At 42.9% G+C, this 20858-nt stretch carries 20 protein-coding genes; 9 read left to right on the top strand and 11 right to left on the bottom strand.

Features of this window, described 5'->3' with window-relative positions; all coding sequences use genetic code 11:
• Window positions 1-6: 6 nt before the first annotated feature.
• The 8 genes from ACESPU_RS07655 to mutS all read left to right on the top strand — a co-directional run bounded on the left by ACESPU_RS07655 (window position 7) and on the right by mutS (window position 8030).
• Window positions 7-633: a hypothetical protein gene (locus ACESPU_RS07655; protein ID WP_005860400.1), complete on the top strand. Its 627-nt coding sequence runs from the start codon at window positions 7-9 to the stop codon at window positions 631-633.
• A gap of 336 nt (window positions 634-969) precedes the next feature.
• Complete coding sequence (locus tag ACESPU_RS07650) at window positions 970-2241, top strand: DNA cytosine methyltransferase (protein WP_009275478.1); 1272 nt, start codon at window positions 970-972, stop codon at window positions 2239-2241.
• A gap of 1 nt (window position 2242) precedes the next feature.
• Window positions 2243-3394 carry a hypothetical protein gene (locus tag ACESPU_RS07645; protein ID WP_122370239.1) on the top strand — a complete coding sequence of 384 codons (1152 nt, stop codon included), beginning with the start codon at window positions 2243-2245 and terminating at the stop codon, window positions 3392-3394.
• Window positions 3395-3492: 98 nt separating this feature from the next.
• Complete coding sequence (locus tag ACESPU_RS07640; protein WP_048926936.1) at window positions 3493-3717, top strand: ATP-binding protein; 225 nt, start codon at window positions 3493-3495, stop codon at window positions 3715-3717.
• Between the two features lie 27 nt (window positions 3718-3744).
• Window positions 3745-4074 carry a hypothetical protein gene (locus ACESPU_RS07635; RefSeq protein ID WP_122370241.1) on the top strand — a complete coding sequence of 110 codons (330 nt, stop codon included), beginning with the start codon at window positions 3745-3747 and terminating at the stop codon, window positions 4072-4074.
• Window positions 4071-4634: an RNA polymerase sigma factor gene (locus ACESPU_RS07630; protein ID WP_048926934.1), complete on the top strand. Its 564-nt coding sequence runs from the start codon at window positions 4071-4073 to the stop codon at window positions 4632-4634. The genes ACESPU_RS07635 and ACESPU_RS07630 overlap by 4 nt, the downstream gene beginning before the upstream one ends.
• A gap of 69 nt (window positions 4635-4703) precedes the next feature.
• Complete coding sequence (gene fsa, locus ACESPU_RS07625) at window positions 4704-5360, top strand: fructose-6-phosphate aldolase (protein ID WP_005860406.1); 657 nt, start codon at window positions 4704-4706, stop codon at window positions 5358-5360.
• 84 nt (window positions 5361-5444) lie between these two features.
• A complete protein-coding gene (gene mutS / locus ACESPU_RS07620) occupies window positions 5445-8030 on the top strand; it encodes a DNA mismatch repair protein MutS (RefSeq protein WP_154396195.1) in 2586 nt (861 codons plus the stop codon).
• A gap of 35 nt (window positions 8031-8065) precedes the next feature.
• Here mutS and ACESPU_RS07615 read toward each other — a convergent pair whose 3' ends face one another.
• The 7 genes from ACESPU_RS07615 to ACESPU_RS07585 form a co-directional block, all read right to left on the bottom strand.
• Entirely contained in the window at window positions 8066-9232 is a 1167-nt protein-coding gene (locus ACESPU_RS07615) for a 6-bladed beta-propeller (protein ID WP_048926932.1), read from the bottom strand.
• Between the two features lie 76 nt (window positions 9233-9308).
• Entirely contained in the window at window positions 9309-9785 is a 477-nt protein-coding gene (locus tag ACESPU_RS07610; protein WP_081024254.1) for a DUF4252 domain-containing protein, read from the bottom strand.
• Window positions 9778-10170: a hypothetical protein gene (locus tag ACESPU_RS07605; protein ID WP_048926931.1), complete on the bottom strand. Its 393-nt coding sequence runs from the start codon at window positions 10168-10170 to the stop codon at window positions 9778-9780. Before ACESPU_RS07605 ends, ACESPU_RS07610 begins: the two co-directional genes overlap by 8 nt.
• On the bottom strand, window positions 10163-10675 hold the full coding sequence (locus ACESPU_RS07600; protein WP_005863772.1) for an RNA polymerase sigma factor: 513 nt from the start codon (window positions 10673-10675) through the stop codon (window positions 10163-10165). Before ACESPU_RS07600 ends, ACESPU_RS07605 begins: the two co-directional genes overlap by 8 nt.
• Before the next feature lie 11 nt (window positions 10676-10686).
• Window positions 10687-11142: a DUF4252 domain-containing protein gene (locus ACESPU_RS07595; protein WP_029257165.1), complete on the bottom strand. Its 456-nt coding sequence runs from the start codon at window positions 11140-11142 to the stop codon at window positions 10687-10689.
• 127 nt (window positions 11143-11269) lie between these two features.
• The gene (locus tag ACESPU_RS07590; RefSeq protein ID WP_048926929.1) at window positions 11270-12217 is read right to left on the bottom strand and encodes a fimbrillin family protein; all 948 of its coding nucleotides are present in this window, start codon (window positions 12215-12217) and stop codon (window positions 11270-11272) included.
• A gap of 502 nt (window positions 12218-12719) precedes the next feature.
• A complete protein-coding gene (locus ACESPU_RS07585) occupies window positions 12720-13688 on the bottom strand; it encodes a fimbrillin family protein (RefSeq protein ID WP_005860423.1) in 969 nt (322 codons plus the stop codon).
• Window positions 13689-13891: 203 nt separating this feature from the next.
• On the opposite strand from ACESPU_RS07585, the gene ACESPU_RS07580 reads away from it, so the two are divergent.
• Window positions 13892-15037: a helix-turn-helix domain-containing protein gene (locus tag ACESPU_RS07580; protein WP_373133239.1), complete on the top strand. Its 1146-nt coding sequence runs from the start codon at window positions 13892-13894 to the stop codon at window positions 15035-15037.
• Here ACESPU_RS07580 and ACESPU_RS07575 read toward each other — a convergent pair.
• From ACESPU_RS07575 to ACESPU_RS07560, 4 genes are all read right to left on the bottom strand, one after another.
• On the bottom strand, window positions 15029-15943 hold the full coding sequence (locus ACESPU_RS07575) for a TolB family protein (RefSeq protein ID WP_158533063.1): 915 nt from the start codon (window positions 15941-15943) through the stop codon (window positions 15029-15031). The two genes, ACESPU_RS07580 and ACESPU_RS07575, sit on opposite strands and share 9 nt — an antisense overlap.
• Before the next feature lie 95 nt (window positions 15944-16038).
• Window positions 16039-17142: a redox-regulated ATPase YchF gene (gene ychF, locus ACESPU_RS07570; protein WP_373133238.1), complete on the bottom strand. Its 1104-nt coding sequence runs from the start codon at window positions 17140-17142 to the stop codon at window positions 16039-16041.
• A gap of 103 nt (window positions 17143-17245) precedes the next feature.
• Entirely contained in the window at window positions 17246-18325 is a 1080-nt protein-coding gene (locus tag ACESPU_RS07565; RefSeq protein WP_005863786.1) for an acyltransferase, read from the bottom strand.
• A gap of 137 nt (window positions 18326-18462) precedes the next feature.
• Complete coding sequence (locus ACESPU_RS07560) at window positions 18463-20847, bottom strand: hypothetical protein (RefSeq protein ID WP_158532665.1); 2385 nt, start codon at window positions 20845-20847, stop codon at window positions 18463-18465.
• Window positions 20848-20858: the final 11 nt, after the last annotated feature.

Below are 20858 nucleotides of genomic sequence, written 5' to 3'. Positions count from 1 at the left end.
TAATTTATGAAAAAAATTTTATTTTTACTGTTATTGGTTTCTACTTCTACTTTCGCCCAAATTGAGCATGGCTTATTAGTAGGTGCCGGTGTTGGATTTCCTTTACAAGATAGTTGGAAACGAACTACTTGGGGTGATGAATCAAATTGGTCTTATCGGCACGATTATAAGTTAAATAGTATGATCGGTTATCGCTTTCGATTCCTTCCGGAACAGAAATTCTTTTATGATTTGGATATTACGATGGGATTTCAGAAGATGGAAACGACGAAGTATTTTCCTTATTATGAAAGTATAGAGGATGGTATATATGTTTCTAAGAAAGCTGATGTTTTCGATGAGTTTGTGATGCCTATCTCCGTAGCCGCTAGTTGGAATTGGCGTTTTACCAAGAAATTCCATTTAGGTGTCGGTATCGCTCCTACGCTTTATGTACAGCCACAAGCCGTGTTTGACCTGTCCGTGATGGCGAAGGTGGGATATCGTTTAAGCAAGCATTGTGAGTTCGGCCTTTCTTATCAGTATGGCTGTTTCAATACCTTGAAGCATTTCAATAACGGACCGGCTAATGGCCGTCGTGGACATCTTTCGGATTTGATGCTCTCTGTATATGTTCCTTTTGTTTTGAAATGATAGAATAATAAAGTATAGAAACACATAATGTTTTATTTGGAACCAAAACAAAGATGAATAACTGCCTATAAGAAAAGAGTACGTGAAAAGAGCCATGTGTAGAGAGATAATTCTATGCATGGCTTTTGCTTGTATAATGTATATAGATTCTCAAGAATTATTGAGGCATTTTTTGTTTGCGATATTGTCTCTCTCGTGATTAAGAACTATCTTTGACAAACTATCCAATAGTGGATGCCGAATCAAAATCAATTGACTATGAAAACAAAAAAATTGAAATTCTTCGTAAATTTGTGGTTCTTTAAGCATATCTTATAGTAAGGATCGAATATGAAAATGAGTGAAAAGGAGGTTGATACATCAAATGAACTACGGGTCTTGTCCCTGTTCTCTGGATGTGGGGGCATGGATTTAGGATTCGAGGGGGATTTTATATGTCATCGTAAGTCTATATCTCCTCAAAGTACCTGGGTTCAAGAGGTTATCGATGAACACTGGGTTCGTTTACAGAAGAATCGTTTTCGAACGGTCTTTGCGAATGATATATTGAAAGAGGCACAAACCGCTTGGCTTCAATATATGGATCGATTCGGATATGATAAAAACGTTTATAATACAAAGAGTATCGTAGACTTGGTGAAAGAGCATCGAGCGGGGAAAAAAGTTTTCCCTAAAAATATAGATGTCGTCACGGGAGGTTTTCCTTGCCAGGATTTCAGTGTCTCTGGTAAACGTCTGGGATTTGAGTCGAATAAGGATCATACCGGGAAATTGCGTGAGGACGATGAGGCCTCGGAAGAGACGAGGGGTAAACTTTACTATTGGATGAAGCAGGTGATCGATATTACGAGACCCAAGATATTTATCGCGGAGAACGTGAAGGGACTGGTGAATCTGGGAGACGTGAAAAGTATTATTCAGAGAGACTTCGCCCATGCGGCTGGGGATGGATATATTGTTTTAGATCCTCAAGTTTTACATGCGGGCAATTATGGGGTTCCGGAGTCTAGAGAGCGTGTGATTTTTATCGGGATACGTAAGTCCGCGTTAAAGGTTAAGGCTTTAAGAGCGCTTCAAGAGGAGAAGATACCCAAAGCTTACGATCCTTATCCGAGTCCGACACATGCTTGCACCGTGGAAGATAAGAAACTATTGCCACCGGTGGTTTGTCGGGATGTATTTGTAGGATTGGAGGAACCGGATAGGACAGAAGATCCATCCCAGCGGTATTATTCACAGGCGAAATATATGGGAGCTCATTGTCAAGGTCAAAAGGAGATCGCGCTGGATAATATTGGCCCGACGATTCGTTCCGAGCATCATGGAAATATAGAATACCGTCGTTTATCCCGGGAGCATGGGGGCGTTATTACGGAAGAATTAGACGCCGGTTTACAAGAACGTCGCTTAACTCCTCGAGAATGTGCTTTGATACAGACGTTTCCGCCGGATTATACGTTTGTCTCCCATAAAAAGAACAGTACACGTTTTGAGTTAAGTGCCTCAGGCGCTTATAAGGTGATCGGTAACGCGGTTCCTCCAGTATTAGCGTATCATATAGCGAATCGCATACAGACTTTATGGCCGTTGTATTTTAAAAAGAGATAATATGGAAGAGGAGAATATTATTACTGTGCGTAATAGAAATCTTCAAAAAGCGGATGAGGCTTTTGCGGATTTTATGTTTATGCTGGAATCATACTTGAATGAAAAAGCAGCTGCTATTCCGGGTACGTATTGCGATTGTAAGAGTAAGGAACTGGAAAATGTAGTAGTGAACGTGATGAAAGAACTTTGCGGTAGAACTCCTTTCCGTGTGGAGGAGATACGCTTGGTTTCCGCCCAATATTTTCCAGATATTATCGCGGAGAAATATTATGGGGTTGAGGTAAAATCTACAAAAGAGAACCATTGGACATCTACGGGAAGTAGCATCGTGGAGTCTACACGTGATAAGAATGTAGAAAATATCTATATGCTCTTCGGCAAACTGGGAGGTAAGACGGCGGAGTTTAAGTGCCGTCCTTATGAGGATTGTCTCTCCGATATAGCTGTTACCCATTCTCCCCGTTATTTGATTAATATGGAATTAACGAAAGAGCAGACTATTTTTAGTAAGATGGGAGTTGCTTATGATCAATTAAGGAATGCTCCGGATTCTATAGAGATCGTTCGAAAATATTATAGGGAAAAAGCCATTAAAGCCAAAAAGAAAGCTATGCCTTGGTGGTTGGGCACTTCCGCTGAGGAAAGTTTGGAGGAGCATACGGATATGAATATAAGCCTGTGGGTGGATAATGGAGAATATGCGGATCCGGAAAGGAATAAGAGACTAAAAGCGGAGATATTTATTTTATTCCCGGAAGTAGTGAGTGGGAATTATGAGAATGCTGCCTTATGGTTATGTACGCGCCGGTCTGTTGTTAATTTTCATATGCGGGACACTTTTTCCGCAGGGGGCCAACAATTGAAACTGAATGATGAACTTCTGCCTTTTCCTTTACCGCATGTGGTTGGTGAGTTGTTAGAATCTGCGACTTTAATAAAGAACTATCTTCTTTATAGTGATGATTTAGACTTAGATATATCGGAATTCCGTCCAGAACTTATGTTGCCTAACCGATATGAGGTCTGGCTTAATGATATTTGGAAACGTATTCATCAACTAAAACCTTATAAAAGGAAAGAGACTATCGAAGAATTGGGCGGTATTTCATTGGCCGAATGGATCGATAGGAAATATACTTTGTCTGTAAAATAAGTATTCTCATAAAATATCTTTTCTTCTCGATCGTCTCCCTAAATAGAAGGACATGTCTGACTCGAGAATGAAGTTTAATAATTAAAAGAGAAGAAAAGATGTTTTGGCATAAAAAGAAGGAGGTACTCTCTTTGGAGATAGCCTCATATGATTGTACAGGATGTGGAAGTTGCGTTGATAGATGTAGGCGCGATGTGTTGAAGATGATCGATAACGGACACTGCCTGCTGGCTTCCGTGGAATATCTGGAAAACTGCGTAGGATGCGGGAAATGTGTCCATATATGTCCTGCTAAGGCGATTGAGTTAGTGACCACAAAGTAAAAACGAATAAAAAATCAGATAAGTAATATGAACGCATGGAGAAAAATAACGCACGTCGTTATATTTATCGCTGTCTTCGCGGCGATCGTAGCAGTGGTTATGTTGTTGTGGAATGCCTTGATCCCGTCTATCACGGGCTGGACGACTATCAATTACTGGCAGGCGGCAGGCTTGATGGTATTGACACGCCTATTGTTTGGGGGACCTTGGCATCACTTCGGTTTCATGGGTAACCGGAATGTGAATTGGTGGAAAGAGCATAGGCGTTTTCATGAGCGGATGGGACATGTATCTCTGGAGGAGAAAAAAGCCTTTATTCGTAGATGGATGAATGGCTTTAATGAGGAGAAAGAATGACACGGCAGACTGAAAATATACCTATATCGGATATATTCAGGAAATACCAATCTCAGCTAAAGAGTTTTATCTCTAAACGAGTCCCCTCCAAAGAGGATTGCGAGGATATCTTACAAAATGTTTTTTACCAACTGTTGAAAACAGACTCGGAGGGTACCGTGATAGGGCAAGTATCTGCTTGGCTTTATTCCGTGGCGAGGAACCAGATCATAGATCGTAGCAGGAAGCATACGGAGGAGCCAATGCCCTATAAGCAAGGGGAAGATTCGGAAGGAAGGTTTATGAATGAGATTTCTGAGTGGCTGATGGATGAGGATCAGTCCCCTGAGATGGATTTTATCCGTTCCTTGGTATGGGAGGAGTTAGAGAACGCTTTAGCGGAGTTGCCGGATGAGCAGCGTACGGTTTTTGAGTTGACCGAGCTGGAAGGCTTTTCTTTTAAGGAGATCTCCGAGGCGACGGATGTTCCGGTGAATACGCTTCTGTCCCGGAAAAGATACGCCGTCTTACATCTCCGCAAATGGCTTAACGACTTGTATATCGAATTAGTAGGCGATTGAGGCGGTTGATTTAGAACTAATAGCGAATCAGAAGGGTTATATAAATACGTAACATTAAAGTGTAAAGCTATGAAGTTTTTTATTGACACGGCGAATCTGGATCAAATCCGGGAAGCGAATGAATTGGGAGTATTGGATGGCGTGACGACTAATCCGTCCTTAATGGCGAAAGAGGGAATCCGGGGGGTGGAAAATCAACGGAAACACTATTTGGAAATTTGCGAGATCGTGGGCGGGGATGTAAGCGCCGAGGTAATCGCTACCGACTTAGAGGGCATGATAAAAGAAGGGGAGGAGTTGGCAGCTTTACATCCTAATATAGTCGTTAAAGTACCTTGTATCGAAGCGGGGATTAAAGCGATAAAATATTTCACCAGAAAAGGCATCCGTACGAATTGTACGCTGGTTTTCTCTGTCGGTCAGGCGTTATTGGCGGCTAAGGCCGGGGCTACGTATGTATCGCCGTTCGTCGGGCGTTTGGATGATATCGCCAGCGACGGGATAGAGCTGGTACGTAAGATCGTGGAAATGTATGATTATTACGATTATGATACCCAAGTATTGGCGGCTTCTATCCGTAGCACCCAGCATATCATCCAATGCGTGGAGGCCGGGGCGGATGTGGCTACTTGTCCTTTGTCCGCCATTAAAGGCTTATTGAAACACCCGTTAACGGATAGTGGGCTGGCTACTTTTCTAGCGGATTATAAGAAAGTAAACGGATAGAAAAAAAATAGTACCTTTGTGCGGATAAATTGTAAACGCATTTAAAAGATTACTATCGTGGCAAAAGTTGTGGAAACCCCTTTGATGAAGCAGTATTTCGATATAAAAGCGAAACATCCGGACGCTATCCTTTTATTCCGGGTTGGAGACTTTTACGAGATGTATGGCGAGGACGCCGTGATTGGCGCGGAAATACTGGGTATCGTACAGACCAAACGTGCGAATGGCGTGGCGCAGCATGTCGAGATGGCGGGATTTCCACATCATGCCTTGGATTCTTATCTGCCGAAGTTGGTGCGGGCCGGAAAGCGTGTGGCTATTTGCGACCAGCTGGAAGACCCTAAGTTGACGAAGAAACTGGTGAAGCGGGGTATTACGGAATTGGTGACTCCCGGTGTTTCCATCAATGATAATATACTGAATCATAAAGAGAATAATTTCTTGGCCTCTATCCATTTCGCCAAGGAGGTATGTGGTATCTCTTTCTTGGATATCTCTACCGGCGAGTTTATGACGGCGGAGGGTTCTATAGACTATATCGACAAATTACTCAATAACTTTTCCCCGAAGGAAGTCTTGATCGAACGAGGAAACAAGAAACGTTTCGAGGAGGCTTTCGGTCCTCGTTTCTTTATCTTTGAGCTGGATGACTGGATCTTTACGACCTCGGCTGCCGAGGATCGCCTGTTGAAGCATTTCGAGACGAAGAACCTGAAGGGTTTTGGCGTACAACATCTGAAATTAGGTATTATCGCTTCCGGGGCGATTCTGTATTATCTGGACCAGACCCAGCACACGCATATTTCCCATATCACCGCTTTATCCCGTATCGAGGAGGATCGATACGTCCGCTTGGATAAGTTTACGGTACGCAGCTTGGAACTGGTGGGTACGATGAACGATGAGGGAACAAGCTTGTTGGACGTGATCGATAAGACGATCTCGCCGATGGGTTCTCGTATGCTTCGCCGGTGGATACTATTCCCGCTAAAGGATGTAAAACCGATCCAAGAACGCCAAGAGGTCGTGGATTATTTCTTCCGTGAACCGGAGACAAAGGAGTTGCTGGATACGCAGTTGGAGCAGATCGGCGATTTGGAACGTATTATCTCCAAGGTGGCTGTCGGCCGTGTATCTCCTCGTGAGGTGGTTCAGCTAAAGGTCGCGCTTCGTGCGATCGAGCCGATCAAGGAGGCATGTATGGCGAGTGAGGAACCCAGCTTATGCCGGATCGGGGAGCAATTAAACGCTTGCGCCTTGATCCGCGACCGGATTGAGAAAGAGATTAATAACGATCCCCCTTCGTTGGTCAATAAGGGAGGAATTATAGCGAAGGGGGTCAACGAGGAATTGGATGACTTGCGTGCCATCGCTTATTCCGGCAAGGATTATTTGTTGAAGGTACAGCAGCGCGAGATCGAATTGACGGGTATCCCAAGCTTGAAGATCGCTTTCAACAACGTCTTCGGCTATTATATAGAGGTACGTAATACCCATAAGGATAAAGTCCCGGCGAATTGGATCCGTAAACAGACCTTGGTGAACGCCGAGCGCTATATTACCGAGGAGTTGAAGGAATACGAGGAGAAGATATTAGGGGCGGAAGAAAAGATCCTTGCTCTGGAGACCCGCCTTTTCAATGAGCTGGTATTGGCCTTGACGGAGTATATTCCGCCTATCCAGATGAACGCGAACTTGATCGGGCGTATCGATTGCCTTTTATCTTTCGCCAAGGCCGCGGAGGCGAATAAGTATATCCGTCCGATCGTGAGTGATTCCGACAAGATCGACATAAAGGGAGGTCGCCACCCGGTAATCGAGAAACAACTGCCCTTGGGAGAACCTTATATCGCCAATGATGTCTATCTGGATGACGAGAAACAACAGATCATCATTATCACGGGTCCGAATATGGCCGGTAAGTCCGCCTTATTGCGTCAGACAGCCTTGATTACGCTCATGGCGCAAATCGGTTGCTTTGTTCCGGCCGAGAGCGCCCATATAGGTATCGTGGATAAGATATTTACCCGTGTAGGTGCCTCGGATAATATCTCGGTGGGTGAGTCTACTTTTATGGTAGAGATGAATGAGGCCTCCGATATATTGAATAATATGACTTCCCGGAGCTTGGTACTGTTCGACGAGTTAGGCCGGGGTACCAGTACCTACGATGGCATATCGATCGCTTGGGCGATCGTGGAATATATTCATGAGCACCCGAATGCGAAGGCGAAGACGCTGTTCGCTACCCATTACCACGAGCTGAACGAGATGGAGCGTGCCTTTAAGCGGATCAAGAACTATAACGTATCGGTCAAGGAAGTAGGGAATAAGGTGATATTCTTGCGTAAGTTGATACCGGGAGGAAGCGAGCATAGCTTTGGTATCCACGTGGCGAAAATGGCCGGTATGCCTAAAAGCATCGTGAAGCGTTCGAATGAGATCTTGAAGCAGTTGGAGTCCGAGAATCGTCAGGAAGGCATCGGGGGTAAACCTGTAAAAGCGATCGCGTCTGCCGCCGAGGGGTATCAGCTGAGTTTCTTCCAGTTGGATGATCCGGTGTTGAGCCAAGTACGGGATGAGATCAAGAACTTGGACGTGAATAATCTTACCCCCTTGGAAGCCTTGAACAAACTGAGTGAGATTAAGCGGATTATTACGGGGAAATAATCCGCTTGATCGTATTACCGATGATTGGTAATCGTTTACTTTTTAGGTCTCACCAACACTACCACCCGGTTGTCATCCTCTTCCAATGTCGCGGCTACCTCTTTTAGTTTGCCTTTCAGCTTTCCCCTTTTATAGTCCTGGCAAAGATCGGAAGCATTGATGGTAGAACACAATTCGCCTTTTGAATTGATGGGAGGAAATGTCACCATATAGATTTCTTTCTTATAAGAATAATCATCGTTGTATGTGATATAGTTGAAAAATTTCTTTTCTTGCGTATCGTATGCGAAGTACTTTCTCGGGAAACCTTCTCCTGTGTTAAAATCATATATATTCGTTACGCTTTCCATGAAATAATAACGATCGGAAATCAATCTTAAGACGACGAAAACGCCCGGATCCATGGTGTGGATAGGGGGTGTTCGTGCGATAAGCGGGCGCAAACTGTAATCAGGCATTAAGGTGTAGACCGTATCTGCAGAGGCCTCAAATAGAATCCAATTACCCTTAAAAGGAATTATACTGTTATACGGACCTGGTCCAGCTGCTCTTGTTTCTCCTTTATCATAAAGTCTTTCAACGATATGGAATAATTGCTTCTCTTTATATGGAACCGTGATTTCTTTCGTTATACTTCCATCTTGCTTCGACACAAGCAAGAACGGTACCTCAAAATTAAACTTATCATAGCAAATCAAGTTGTCCTTGTCATAATCAAGCATTTCCACGTAAAACGAACTTTTCTCGCTTCTTTGATTCAGACTTCGTTTGAAATTTCCTTCCAAATCATAAACCCTTATCTTTTTCGCATGAAAATCATTTACGAAAATCTCTTCGTTTTCTTCATCTAACGAAACCGATCTCATAGACACGTATTCTTCTCCACCTTGTCCCTTGCGATTTATTTTGCGAATAGCTTTTCCGTTCCGGCCATATACGAAAATATTGCCATCATCGTAAAAGTTTGTCACGATTATGTATTTCTCGCCAACCGCCTGCACGCATGCCCGATTGATAAACTCATCGTTTGTTTCCAGCGGAATATACTCCACATCCATGAAGTCTTGAAGGACCAACTCTTTTTTGGTTGAATAACTATCGTTTACATCCACGGTTATAAGACCATCGGTCGATGAATGGTCGCCTCCACATCCAGCCATAACAAACAGGATGATTATCCCTGTAAAAATGAATCTTTTCATACGCGTATGATTTTTGTTTAACTTATGGTGGTGAAGATACTATAAAAAGCCGATGGTTTTCACGAAATTATCCTAATTATTTGTTGATCTCACTGGTAATTTCCTGCACATCTTGGAGCGTAAAACGCCCTAACAATTGCATGACGCTGAAACCCCCATCGTCCATGTCGGCTATCATGATCAACTCCTGTATCAGTTCTCCTTGTTGCTTGACGTAGAAATTGGCTTTGGTCTTTCCGTCTTTTACTCGCATGAGTTCCTCATGGTCCTTTCCGATCAAGGCTTTGAGCTCCCCTCGCATTCGTTCCCTCAAATCCGCTTTTTGGGTGGTGAGTATTTGCAGGGATTCTATTTTCCCTTTCAGATTGGCAAGGTTGAGTCCGGCGGTTTCCATGACCGGCATCATCTGAAACATCTTCTTGGAGATATATACGGAAGTAACATCGTCCATATCCGCATATTTGTCGAAAAGCTTGTTCTGGGCAAAACAGATATTCACGCAGCAGAGAAGCAGTATTGTATATAGTTGTTTGAGTCTCATTGTATTAATCATTTAAATGTTTATTTACGATCTTGTTTATTTTTGTGATCTCTTGACCGGCTTCATTGACCTGCCCGAGACCTTTGTTTAAATTCCTAGACATGAACGCCAAGGCATTTTGGGCTACGACAGCTGCCTCTTCAGGATCGGTAAAGGTATCGGCCATAGTGGGAGCCGGACGATTTGTCTCCGTGAAGATGAGGAATAGGGCGCCAAGAATAGCGGCGGCGATTCCGCTTATCCAATAGAAGGAACGTCTTCGTGAGACTCGGGGAGATACCTCTTCTTGGGCTAGGAAGTCGATTCGTCGTTCCAGCCTTTCGGAAAGTCCCTCCGGTAAGGCTAAATCCTCTTGGAGTGCCTTGTTTATTAGTTCATCTATCTTTTTATCATCCATGACAACTTGCTTTTTCTAGTTTCTCCCGGATCAATTTGCGTGCCCGGGAAAGTAATGTTCTTATATTAGAGGAGCTAAGCCCTGTAATCTGTTCAATGTCCTCATAGGAACAATCCTCAATACCACGCAGGCGGATTACCTGCCTCTGGTTCTCGGGGAGCTGCTCGATCAGTTCCTGTATATGCCGGATATCCTCTTTTTCTTCCAATTCCTTTTCCGGCGAGGAGTCGGTCGTTAATAGAACGGTCTCCAATGCCTCTTCGTTGTCTCTTCGGCTTGCTTTGGGCGAGCGCAGGAAATCCAGACAAAGATTTTTGACCAATGTTATGGAAAATGCTTCCGGATTCTGGATATCTCCCAGCTCATCCCTTTTATTCCATAATTTGCAATAGGCATCTTGAAGTATGTCTTCCGCATCCGCTTTATTGTCTAATAAGGCATAAGCGATCCGATAGAGTTTAGGATGAAAGGGTAGGAACCGTTGTTTAAAAACATCAACGTCCATCAGTATCGCCCTTAATAATTTCCAGTTTTGTGCTCATTGATTACCCGGTCTAGATCGGACGGGCTGATCTTTCCTTTGATACGGATTAACGCATTGTCGCTTCCTGTCGTGAATATGACCAGTTCACGGATCATATCCTCTTTTATTTTGACAAGAACTTTCGTGCGACTGTCCCTTTCATTTGCCGTAACCATCGTCTCATAATCAGGATCTCTCAGGTTCCGTATGGCGGTAGACAGTCGGTCTTTCACCTCTTGGGCACAATTATCAAATTCAAGGATCTCTATACCGTTTACTCCCATTGTCTCGGTGAACAGGCTGGCTAGCTTCATCGTTATGTTTCCGATATTTACGGAAGTAACATCGCTTTCACCCCGGAAAGCATTGAATAATTGATCCATCTTCTGCTGCCCGTATCCTACTTGGCTGATAAGGAGGATGGCCAGTAACACTAGTAATCTTTTCATTGTAATTGACTTTTTCGTTAATACTATGTTTTTGGATCGCCCTTCGTCCGTGCGCCTTAGAGTGGGGGCTTTCACAAAGAAGACGGGATAAGGGATTTGTTTGTTACAAAAATAGGCAAAAAAAGAATTATTTTTTATTCAACTTAGGTATCCAAATGCAGGCAACTAAGTCGTGAAACTTAATCTCCTTACCATCGAAGTAGAATTTGTATGAGTATTTATATCCTTTATTCCAACAGGTGCCTTCCGGAATGATGTATTTGTAAGTCTTCCCATTGATCGTAAAGATCGCCTCAACTTCTTTTTCCCGGATAGGAGAGTAGGTAGGGACTATACGGATATTTTGCTCCTCCGCTTTCGCGTGTCGTAAAGTTACGGATGGATCTATTGTAAGTAAAGTGGCCTTGTGTGCCCCGGGAGTTCCTTTGATATTTCCGGTTACGATATCCATTGTGCCGGTATACTGCAAGGTATTACCTCCCGCACGGTTACCGATCTGTATGGAGGTTAGCTTGAATAGCCCGTTAATGTTCGAATCTTGATATATTTCGAAAGAGAGAAGTGATAACGCGTAATTCATGGAGAGTTTCGCGAGCGGAGATTTACGGTTAACCTCTTTTTGACCTTGCGAGAGCCTCCCATATTTATAAAAGGGGGTTTCCGCCGCGATTGGGGATATTTTGATCGGTATGGAAGTGGGATCTAACGGTATTTGTACTTTATAAGGTGAGTAAGCGTAGATCATGACTGGTCGATTAGATCTGAGGAATACCTGCGGTGTTTGTTTCCATTTTAAAGAACCTTTTGATGAGCCTACAGCCTTTGATTTTACGTTTTTATAAAGAGATGCGCCTTTATATAAACTGTCTTGATTACCATAGGTTATAAATAATCCTATTTCGGACCCTTCGGGCAGAATTTCGGTGAATACTGAAGAACCTGCCGTATAGGACCGGGTGGTCATTTCAAGAACTGACTTTCGTGTGGTTGATTTCTCTTTGGACATCCACTGCTGATTTTCATGACATCCGGTAAAGATGATTAACAAGATCGTAATTAATAATAATTTGTTCATTTTGTCTAATGTTTTAATGGAACCTTTCAAACAATAAACATTTGAGCCAATATAGTTTATTATTCTATTACTATTAATTATCATTCCTGTTATAAAATGATATTTTTATATATTATATAGTAACGATTGTTTTATCCTCTTAATACGCAAAGTAACCTGCTTTATTGTATACTATAATAATCAATATATCCAAGAGATATAAAGATATTATTAAACGGGTCTCGTTCTTGTAATAGTCAAATAGAAGAGTGTTTTTGGCGATAAGTTGAGAGGGAATGATAGCCCTTGAATGTAAAAGGGTATTTGGACGAGACCCGTTGTTTCTCTTATTGAGAGAATATATAGAGTCGGCTGAGTGAAAAACACATCGTACGGGTAGTGACGCCGATGGTCTAATTCGCCGGAATGATAGAGCCAATTGTTATTTTCAGTGTAGTTGCCGGTGGCAAACGGATCAAAGCTTGCCACGGCATTACACCTTAATAACCACAACATAAAAAACTTACATGATATTGCCAATCAATCCTTCGTCGTTACCCGGTAACCAGTCTGTGATAGAGACGTCTCGCAATTGTAACGACCTTCCGTTAAAGCTTAGCTTATATAAATATTTTTTCCCTTTTTCCCATTGGGTGTTAGCGGGTATGTCAAATTTGTAGGTTTCTCCGTTGATCGTGAATAAGGTCTCCACGTCTCCGGTTCCGATCGTGCCGGAAGGTGGAATTACCATGAGCCGCATAGGATCACAATATTTCTCGTTGATGAGGGTAACTGGATTCGTCAAGGATAATACCGTGGATGCGGACGTGCTACGGGCGGTAGAACCGATGATATCGCCTGTCGTGATATCGAGGGTTCCTTCGCTGACTAAAGTTGTTCCACCGGGCTTATTTCCTACTTGAACGGAACTTATAATAAAGGCACCTGTCTTGCCTTTGCTTAGGTTCAGCTGGAAAGATATAAGCGATAGGGCATGATTCATGCTGAGTAATACAAGTGGCGAGGTACTGTTGACTGCTTTTTGTCCGATCGCATGGGTTCCATACATATAATCATCGGTCTCCAATGCGTTCGGGGCCAGTTTAACAGGTATCTGCCGGGCGTTAAAATTTATATCTTCTTGATATGGATAATATGCGTATATCGTAGCTTCATTAGAGTCGAGGATCACTTCCGGACTCTGTTGCCACCGGATTTTTCCATTCACTCTATAAGCTTTTACGCTTACGTTTTTATAAGTGGATATGCCATTGTATAAATCGTCGACTGTACCGGACGTGATTTGTAGTCCGAGCATAGAGCCTTCTTTAAATTCTTGTATAAAATTGGTGGATTTTGTAGTTAGGATACGAGTCGTTATTTGGAGTGGTTTTTCATTCCAGCCGATATTCTCAAGACCTCCGAAGTCTTTGTCGTTGGAGCAACCCCAAAAGCTTAAAATCATACTGGTAAAGAGTACTAAATTTCTCATTATTTTACTTATTTTTGTGTGAAACTTCTGGATGCAAATATCGGGTGGTTAAGGGGAAAGGGAGGTGCATACGGTCTAAAACGTCGGTGAAATCGTATAAAATTAGATCGTTCAAATTGTCTAAGGCGTTCATATTGTTAACTGAGGGGTCAAAAAGAACATTCGGGGGGCGTATTGTTTAATAGATAGGAGGTAGTGTTATTATGTTGGATAAAATTCAGTTTCTACTAAGCTTACAGATATTAGGCTTTTGTGTTTTTGGTGGTATTACCCTGCTACTACGGGCCCGTGAGAATAGGGCAAAACAGATTTTGGGGTGGAGTATGTTATTATGGGCGTTTTTAGCGGCGGTACGAGTATCGGTTAACCTGTATTTAGAGGATTCAAAAGAGATATTTCATCCGGATGTGCTGATTATGGGATGTATTGTGGTAGCTACATTGGCTTGTTACGTGATAGAAGTGTTACGACCTTGCTATATGACCGTTCGCCGTTTCTTTATTTTTACCAGTCCGATATGGGTATTGGGTATTTCTTTTTTGATTTACCGGCTATCCGGTGGAAATATTCATCGTTATAACTCTTTTGGCGAGGTATTCGATACCTTGAATCTGGATGTGGTTATAAGGCTTTTGATTTTATTTTTCACGCTTCTGTATATGATCGTTCCTATTTATCTGATCTTGCGCTATAGTGAGGGATTTAAGGTGTATTTAAGGGAAAATGTATCGGACCCGGAAGATTATGATCTGGACTGGTTGAAAAAGACCATGCTGATCCTTTCTTCTATGTATATTTTTTATTTGGTATTGTTGTTTACGGATCGGGTTAGCCTATATGTAATCGACAAAACGTTTTTATTGGTTTTATGGTACTATTTCTTTTATAAGGCCTTGTTCCTAAAGGTTATCCATTTGGATCACACATTCGAGAGCGGATGGGGATTACCCGATTTGGAGGAGGATACGGATGATGATCAAGGTAGTGAGGAACAGAAAGGCATCATACGCCAAAGGTATGTTGAGGAAGTACAGGCGTGGTTTGAACGTGAAAAGCCCTATCTACGGGAAGATTTGCGCTTAACGGATTTACAGCGGATCTTCCCGATGAGCCGTTCTTATCTATCCCAATTGTTTAATAAAGAACTAGGTTGTTCCTTCTCGGATTACGTAAACCATTTCAGGGTAGAGGAAAGTAAACGTCTATTGGAAGCCGAACCTCTGGCCAGTATACAAGAGATAGCCGAACGTTCGGGCTTCTATTCTATCAGTACGTTCCGTCGTGCGTTTATTAAGCAGACGGGGGTTATTCCTTCCGAATACAGGAGAGACGGGAACGAGTCAATTTAACCGGTAGCTGACGAAAGCGAATCGTTTGCTATCGGGTGCCCAAGAGTTTACGTTTATGGTACCTTGGCCGCCGAATAGTTTGACTAAAGTCTTAGGTTCTCCGCCCTCGGCCGGCATAAGGCGTAACTCTACGTTTTTATTGGCGAGGTGCTGTCCGGGTTCCAGATCTCCTTTTGTATAGGTGATGAAAACGATTTGTTTTCCATCCGGAGAGATGTGGGGAAACCAAGAATTACGGGTCTCATCGAATGTCATTTGGGTTTGTTCGGAACCATCCGCTTTCATGCGCCAGACTTGCATAAGCCCGGTACGTACGGAGTTGAACCAGATATATTGTCCGCAAGGTGAGTATTCGGGGCCATCGTCCAAACCTTCGGCTGTCGTAAGACGTTTTTCTTCTCCGCCTAGGGAAGGAATGACGTAAACATCAAAATTACCGTTTCTTTCAGCGCAATAAGCGAGTTGTTTTCCGTCGGGGCTCCACCCGTGTAGGTAGCTAGGACCGAGTGGGGTAATCAACCGGGGAACACCTCCTTCGAAAGGCAGGGTATAGACACGCGACCGGCCATCTTCTTTCGTTCCGTTACTGATCGCTATTTGTTTGCCATCTGCGGAGATCACATGGTCGTTGTTGCAACGGGTCGCATAGTCGCTATTGATTAATTGCGGCTCGCCCGGAGATTCCGGAGAGAGCTTATATAATTTTCCTCCACTATTATATACAAGCCAATTGCCATCCGGAGTCCAGTTAGGTGCCTCGATTAAAAAAGGGAATTCCTTGACAACGGAACGTTGCCCGGTCGTAATGTCCATCACTTCCAGCACACTAGTCACATTCTTTTTTTGGGCATGCGTACAAAAAGCGGCGATACACATACAAAGTACAGAATTGAGAAAACGTTTCATATACATATAGATTTAAAGGATATAAGAAAACCGGGTAAAATTAGCTTTACGCTATTTTACCCGGTTTCAAAGATATAATTTATTTCGATTACTCTTTATACATTGAAACGGAAATGCATGATATCTCCATCTTGCACAACATATTCCTTACCTTCAACGCTCATCTTTCCGGCCTCTTTAACAGCAGCCTCGGAGCCATAAGCGATATAATCCTCGTACTTGATCACCTCGGCACGGATAAATCCTTTTTCGAAGTCCGTATGAATAACACCGGCGCATTGAGGAGCTTTCCAGCCTTTATGGAACGTCCACGCACGACATTCGTCCGGTCCGGCGGTCAAGAAGGTTTGCAGATTCAATAATTTATAAGCCGATTTAATCAAACGGCTTACGCCGGACTCTTCCAATCCAATCTCTTGTAAGAACATCTGGCGTTCCTCATAGGTATCGAACTCAGCGATCTCGCTCTCGATCTTAGCGGCGACTACTAGAATCTGGGCATCCTCGTCTTTAACCGCCTCGCGTACGGCATCTACATATTTATTGCCGTTTACGGTGCTAGCCTCATCCACGTTACAAACATACATGACAGGTTTATCCGTCAGCAAGAATAAATCGTGGGCAATGCGTTCCTCGTCTTTCGTATCAAAAGAAACGGTACGTGCGCTTTTTCCTTGTTCTAAAGCCTCTTTGTATTTACAAAGTACCTCGTAAGCGATCTTGGCTTGCTTATCACCTCCGGTTTGCGCTTGTTTCTGCACCTTGGCGATACGGCTGTCTATCGTTTCCAAATCCTTGATCTGAAGCTCATAGTCAATGATCTCCTTATCACGGACCGGGTCTACACGTCCGTCCACGTGCACGATATTATCGTCGTCGAAGCAACGCAATACGTGCAAGATAGCGTCTGTCTCACGGATATTAGCCAAGAACTTATTGCCCAGTCCCTCGCCTTTACTCGCTCCTTTCACCAATCCGGCGATATCCACGATCTCTACGGTGGTGGGGATCACTCGTTGCGGATGTTCGATTTCCGCTAGTTTATTCAGTCGCTCGTCGGGTACGGTGATCACGCCTACATTCGGTTCGATCGTACAGAACGGAAAGTTCGCTGATTGTGCCTTCGCGTTGGATAGACAATTGAAAAGGGTAGACTTTCCTACGTTCGGAAGTCCCACAATGCCACATTGTAATGCCATATTATTATCGTATTTTTTATTATCAATCTGTTATATAGTCGCCCCAAGCGACTTGTTTTGAGTTCGCAAAGATAATCAATTTTAGGCTGATACGGTTATTTTCTTAGGCTTTCTCTTCATGCTTAACCGGTTGCCTCATCGATTGTTTGCTTAATAATGTTTTAACGAGTTTGTTCATAGGCTTCTCGAAATAGTAGTAAGAAAGCAGGCTCAACAGGATTATGACACAAAATAGAAGCGGGATCGAGATGTACCAGTCTATATGAAAGTCGCTTTCTTTTTGCCATTTAGCATAAGAGAGCAGTACAAAAAGATGAATCAAATAGAAACTGTAACTGATTTCTCCGCCAATCACTAAGAGGCGGTTCGATAGGAGTCGTGAGACCATACCTTTTTGCAGGGAAAAACTTATTAGGATAAACGCGATGGGAATCCAGTAGTAGCAGGAGTATCGGTATACTTTGGGGATTTCAGCGGCATACAGATAGAAACTTAAGAATAATGCTATTGACGCGATCTCTATGATACTTCCTTGGCTGGAGGTGATGTTTTTAGTTTTCAAATGGTCGTATAATTGAAATAATAGCATCCCGGCTATAAAATCCGGAAGTCGGGTGATTGGATTAACATACCAATATCCTTTTATACTTTCCATAGGAGTAAAATACATACCGACAACGCTCAATATCGCGCAAATCAAGAAAGTGCTAAGTAACTTTCTATAGTCTTTCGTGAATGCTATAAGGAAAGGAAAACAAATATAGAAAAGCTGTTCACAACATAAACTCCACGAAGGACTGTTGAATGAAAAAAAGTAATTGTCTTTTGGTATATAGGCGTTTGTCAATGTGAGTGAGGCGAGGAAATGCTTGCACCAATCTATAGTTCCCGATGCTATTACATAGTTTCCTAAAGCGACGGCAATCAATAAGGTCAGCCAGTGTAAGGGATAAATACGGGCGATGCGTGCTACCCAAAAAGTGCGTTTGGTTATCTTATTCTCACTAAATTTCTTTTGATAATTGTACGCTATAATAAAACCGCTTAGCATGAAAAAGAAACTAACCCCTACAAATCCCTCCTTGAAAAAATGGATATCGAAGTGATTATCTATTACATAACAGTGCGCCCCAAAAACCATCATGGCGAATATAAATCGCAAAGATGTTAAAGTGTTAATCATAATTTCGTTACATTAAGTCTGTAAATGTAGGAAATTAATATGGAAATTTAGACAAGAGTATTTAAAACAATCTTTTGCTTTAATTATGGCATTACAAATATATTACAGTAATGCCATAATTAATTATTTTGATCTGGCTATATGAGTTCGATTGTATTCTTGATGCCAGTTAAATCAATTGATCCGGAGTTAGCGGGTATCTCTTTTCCATTTATCTTGATAGACTTACAGTTGACTGGTATGGTAAAATGTAGGTTCCACCCGTTTTCTGTACAAGAGATAACAAAAGATTTTTGTTGTCCGGATTTCTGGTAATCAATGCTTAACTGATTATTACCCACTAACAAATTATCAAGTTTGGCATACTCCCAGTCTTCCGGGATATCGGTCTTAATATTTATCTCTTTTTTATAAGCCATCGGGTCTACGCCGAATACGTAGTGTATTAATGGAATATTGTAGCCACTAACGTTCCAAGCTTGCACGAACATGCCGTAATCCGGAGAAACCTCATAAGTCGTTCCGGGTGTAGCGAAACTGAAATTATTCAGGATTTGCCGGATATATTTACGGGCACTCTCAAATCCCCTGTATTGGCACTCCGCTATCGCTAAGCTGGATGTCGCCCCTTGCATGATCGCCTCATTGTAATTGAAATCACCATTGAGGCGGTCGGCCACGGAACACTCCTCCAGCGTGATATCATCCGGTCGTGCGATACCTGCCACGTAAATACCGAACTTATTCGTAAAGAAAGATACCTCGTCCAACATTTGAAGAGCTTTATCCCGATCGGCAATGCCTTCCTTGATCGGTAAGAGGCAAGAAGCATTATAGAATACCGTAAAGCCTTTTTCCTTATGCTCCCCTTTCAATATCCGCTCTTTCAAGGCTGTTAGTTCCTTCCGTGCCCATTCATTTCGGTTGGGGATCACTCGCTCTTGAAGCGCCATATCGATCAATTGAACGGCTTTTTGCTGATCCGAGATAAAATCGGCAAAACGTTTCTCGGACGGACTCCACCAATCCTCGTTGATCTTTTCCTTCAATTGTTCCGCTTTAGAGGCGAAATCTTTCGATAAATCCGGTTCATTTAATACCGCTGCCGCTTGTGACATAACATCCAAGAATGTCTGGGTATGAACGGCTACGTCCAACATCTCGTCATTCAGTCCTTTGATCTCCACTCCTCCGGGGCCTTCCACGTATAAGTTATGGTTGGTATCGTGCTCCTGTAAAAACTCCCATACCTTTTTCCCATGCTCATAATAGGTTCTTAGGAAATCTATATTCCCGGTCCATTTGAATATTTCCCAAGTGGCGATGATAAACTCTTGGGATTCTTCCATACGCCCTTTATCATAGACCGCCCCGTTGGTAGAGAACTCGTGGACGATACGCCCTGTATTATTATTGAACTTGTCCGATACCTCCTTGATCATTTTCATGGAATTGTAGAATAAGCCCGGGTCACGGGTTCCGACTAGGGCCTTGAACGTGATGGATTGGTCATTACTAAAGAACCAAGGATAATCCGGAAGTCCGGCGCTCATGGCATTCCCTAAACCGGGGACATCACGAACCAACCAATCACTATTGTACTTACCCCATTGGTAGGCGGTCATAAGTAAAGTATCCGGTATGGTTATAGCGGCGGTACGGTCTATTTCCTCATACCGTAGTCTCTTTTGCTCATACAGGTCTTTTAGATTCTCTTTCGCTACCCGAAGGTTCTCTTGTATCTCGGTCTCGTTTTTCATGGAGCCGGAGATAAAGAAACGGATGTTCCTCACTTCGTTGGCCGCAAGGTTTAAACGGGGTGTATTAAGTTTCACGGAAATCCCTTGGCCTTGTACCGGGCTATTTCCCAAATCGTCGATCGATAAGCTATCTTGATCGGAAGTAACGCCGACGAACCAATTGTTTAAGCTGTCTTTAGCGAAAACCGTATTATGGATCAAACCGGTATATTGGTCTCTGGTATCCGTCATTCCACTACGTTCACCTAACCAGACCGGAGATAGATCGGTATCGGCGGTAAGTGATAAAAGGATTTCTTTCGGCTGATTCGTTTTATTACGGACTTGATACTCTACGGCCAATACCGGAAGGCTATCCGGAACAAAATCCGTACGTACAATTTCCAAATCATCGGCCCCGTCATATTTGAATTGGGTGGCTAACGGGTACGTGATAAAAGAATCGCATTTATCCAAAACGATGGATTTTGCCCCATCCTGTATGGATAAGGTAAAGCCGTCCAGTAACTTGATCGGATGTTGCCATATACCGCTCATCTCACCGGGTACGTGGAAACCTGCCGGCGGGAAATCTCCATACTGGTTACCGATGGAATATAAGTTATTTCCGGCGGTAACATATAAATAGTTCCCGTTTCTTTTCTTACCTTGGATATTAGGTAATTGACCAACCTCTTTCCCCAAGCTGAATGCTTGGGGAGCCTTAGGTGCGTTACAGCTAAGGAAAAGGGGGATGCTCGCTAATAATATACATAATTTCATGATCGAAGAAT

Origin of the sequence: Parabacteroides sp. 20_3 (assembly GCF_964238835.1) — a bacterium.
Taxonomy (GTDB): Bacteria; Bacteroidota; Bacteroidia; order Bacteroidales; family Tannerellaceae; genus Parabacteroides; species Parabacteroides distasonis.
The sequence above is the reverse complement of the archived record's forward strand: the minus strand, read 5'-3'. Positions and strand labels throughout refer to the sequence as shown.

Excerpts from the sequence above, each read along its gene's own strand:
- ACESPU_RS07655 (WP_005860400.1), top strand. The coding sequence starts at position 7 with ATGAAAAAAATTTTATTTTTACTGTTATTGGTTTCTACTTCTACTTTC.
- ACESPU_RS07650 (WP_009275478.1), top strand. The coding sequence starts at position 970 with ATGAGTGAAAAGGAGGTTGATACATCAAATGAACTACGGGTCTTGTCC.
- ACESPU_RS07645 (WP_122370239.1), top strand. The coding sequence starts at position 2,243 with ATGGAAGAGGAGAATATTATTACTGTGCGTAATAGAAATCTTCAAAAA.
- ACESPU_RS07640 (WP_048926936.1), top strand. The coding sequence starts at position 3,493 with ATGTTTTGGCATAAAAAGAAGGAGGTACTCTCTTTGGAGATAGCCTCA.
- ACESPU_RS07635 (WP_122370241.1), top strand. The coding sequence starts at position 3,745 with ATGAACGCATGGAGAAAAATAACGCACGTCGTTATATTTATCGCTGTC.
- ACESPU_RS07630 (WP_048926934.1), top strand. The coding sequence starts at position 4,071 with ATGACACGGCAGACTGAAAATATACCTATATCGGATATATTCAGGAAA.
- fsa (WP_005860406.1), top strand. The coding sequence starts at position 4,704 with ATGAAGTTTTTTATTGACACGGCGAATCTGGATCAAATCCGGGAAGCG.
- mutS (WP_154396195.1), top strand. The coding sequence starts at position 5,445 with ATGAAGCAGTATTTCGATATAAAAGCGAAACATCCGGACGCTATCCTT.
- ACESPU_RS07615 (WP_048926932.1), bottom strand. The coding sequence starts at position 9,232 with ATGAAAAGATTCATTTTTACAGGGATAATCATCCTGTTTGTTATGGCT.
- ACESPU_RS07610 (WP_081024254.1), bottom strand. The coding sequence starts at position 9,785 with ATGATTAATACAATGAGACTCAAACAACTATATACAATACTGCTTCTC.
- ACESPU_RS07605 (WP_048926931.1), bottom strand. The coding sequence starts at position 10,170 with ATGGATGATAAAAAGATAGATGAACTAATAAACAAGGCACTCCAAGAG.
- ACESPU_RS07600 (WP_005863772.1), bottom strand. The coding sequence starts at position 10,675 with ATGGACGTTGATGTTTTTAAACAACGGTTCCTACCCTTTCATCCTAAA.
- ACESPU_RS07595 (WP_029257165.1), bottom strand. The coding sequence starts at position 11,142 with ATGAAAAGATTACTAGTGTTACTGGCCATCCTCCTTATCAGCCAAGTA.
- ACESPU_RS07590 (WP_048926929.1), bottom strand. The coding sequence starts at position 12,217 with ATGAACAAATTATTATTAATTACGATCTTGTTAATCATCTTTACCGGA.
- ACESPU_RS07585 (WP_005860423.1), bottom strand. The coding sequence starts at position 13,688 with ATGAGAAATTTAGTACTCTTTACCAGTATGATTTTAAGCTTTTGGGGT.
- ACESPU_RS07580 (WP_373133239.1), top strand. The coding sequence starts at position 13,892 with ATGTTGGATAAAATTCAGTTTCTACTAAGCTTACAGATATTAGGCTTT.
- ACESPU_RS07575 (WP_158533063.1), bottom strand. The coding sequence starts at position 15,943 with ATGAAACGTTTTCTCAATTCTGTACTTTGTATGTGTATCGCCGCTTTT.
- ychF (WP_373133238.1), bottom strand. The coding sequence starts at position 17,142 with ATGGCATTACAATGTGGCATTGTGGGACTTCCGAACGTAGGAAAGTCT.
- ACESPU_RS07565 (WP_005863786.1), bottom strand. The coding sequence starts at position 18,325 with ATGATTAACACTTTAACATCTTTGCGATTTATATTCGCCATGATGGTT.
- ACESPU_RS07560 (WP_158532665.1), bottom strand. The coding sequence starts at position 20,847 with ATGAAATTATGTATATTATTAGCGAGCATCCCCCTTTTCCTTAGCTGT.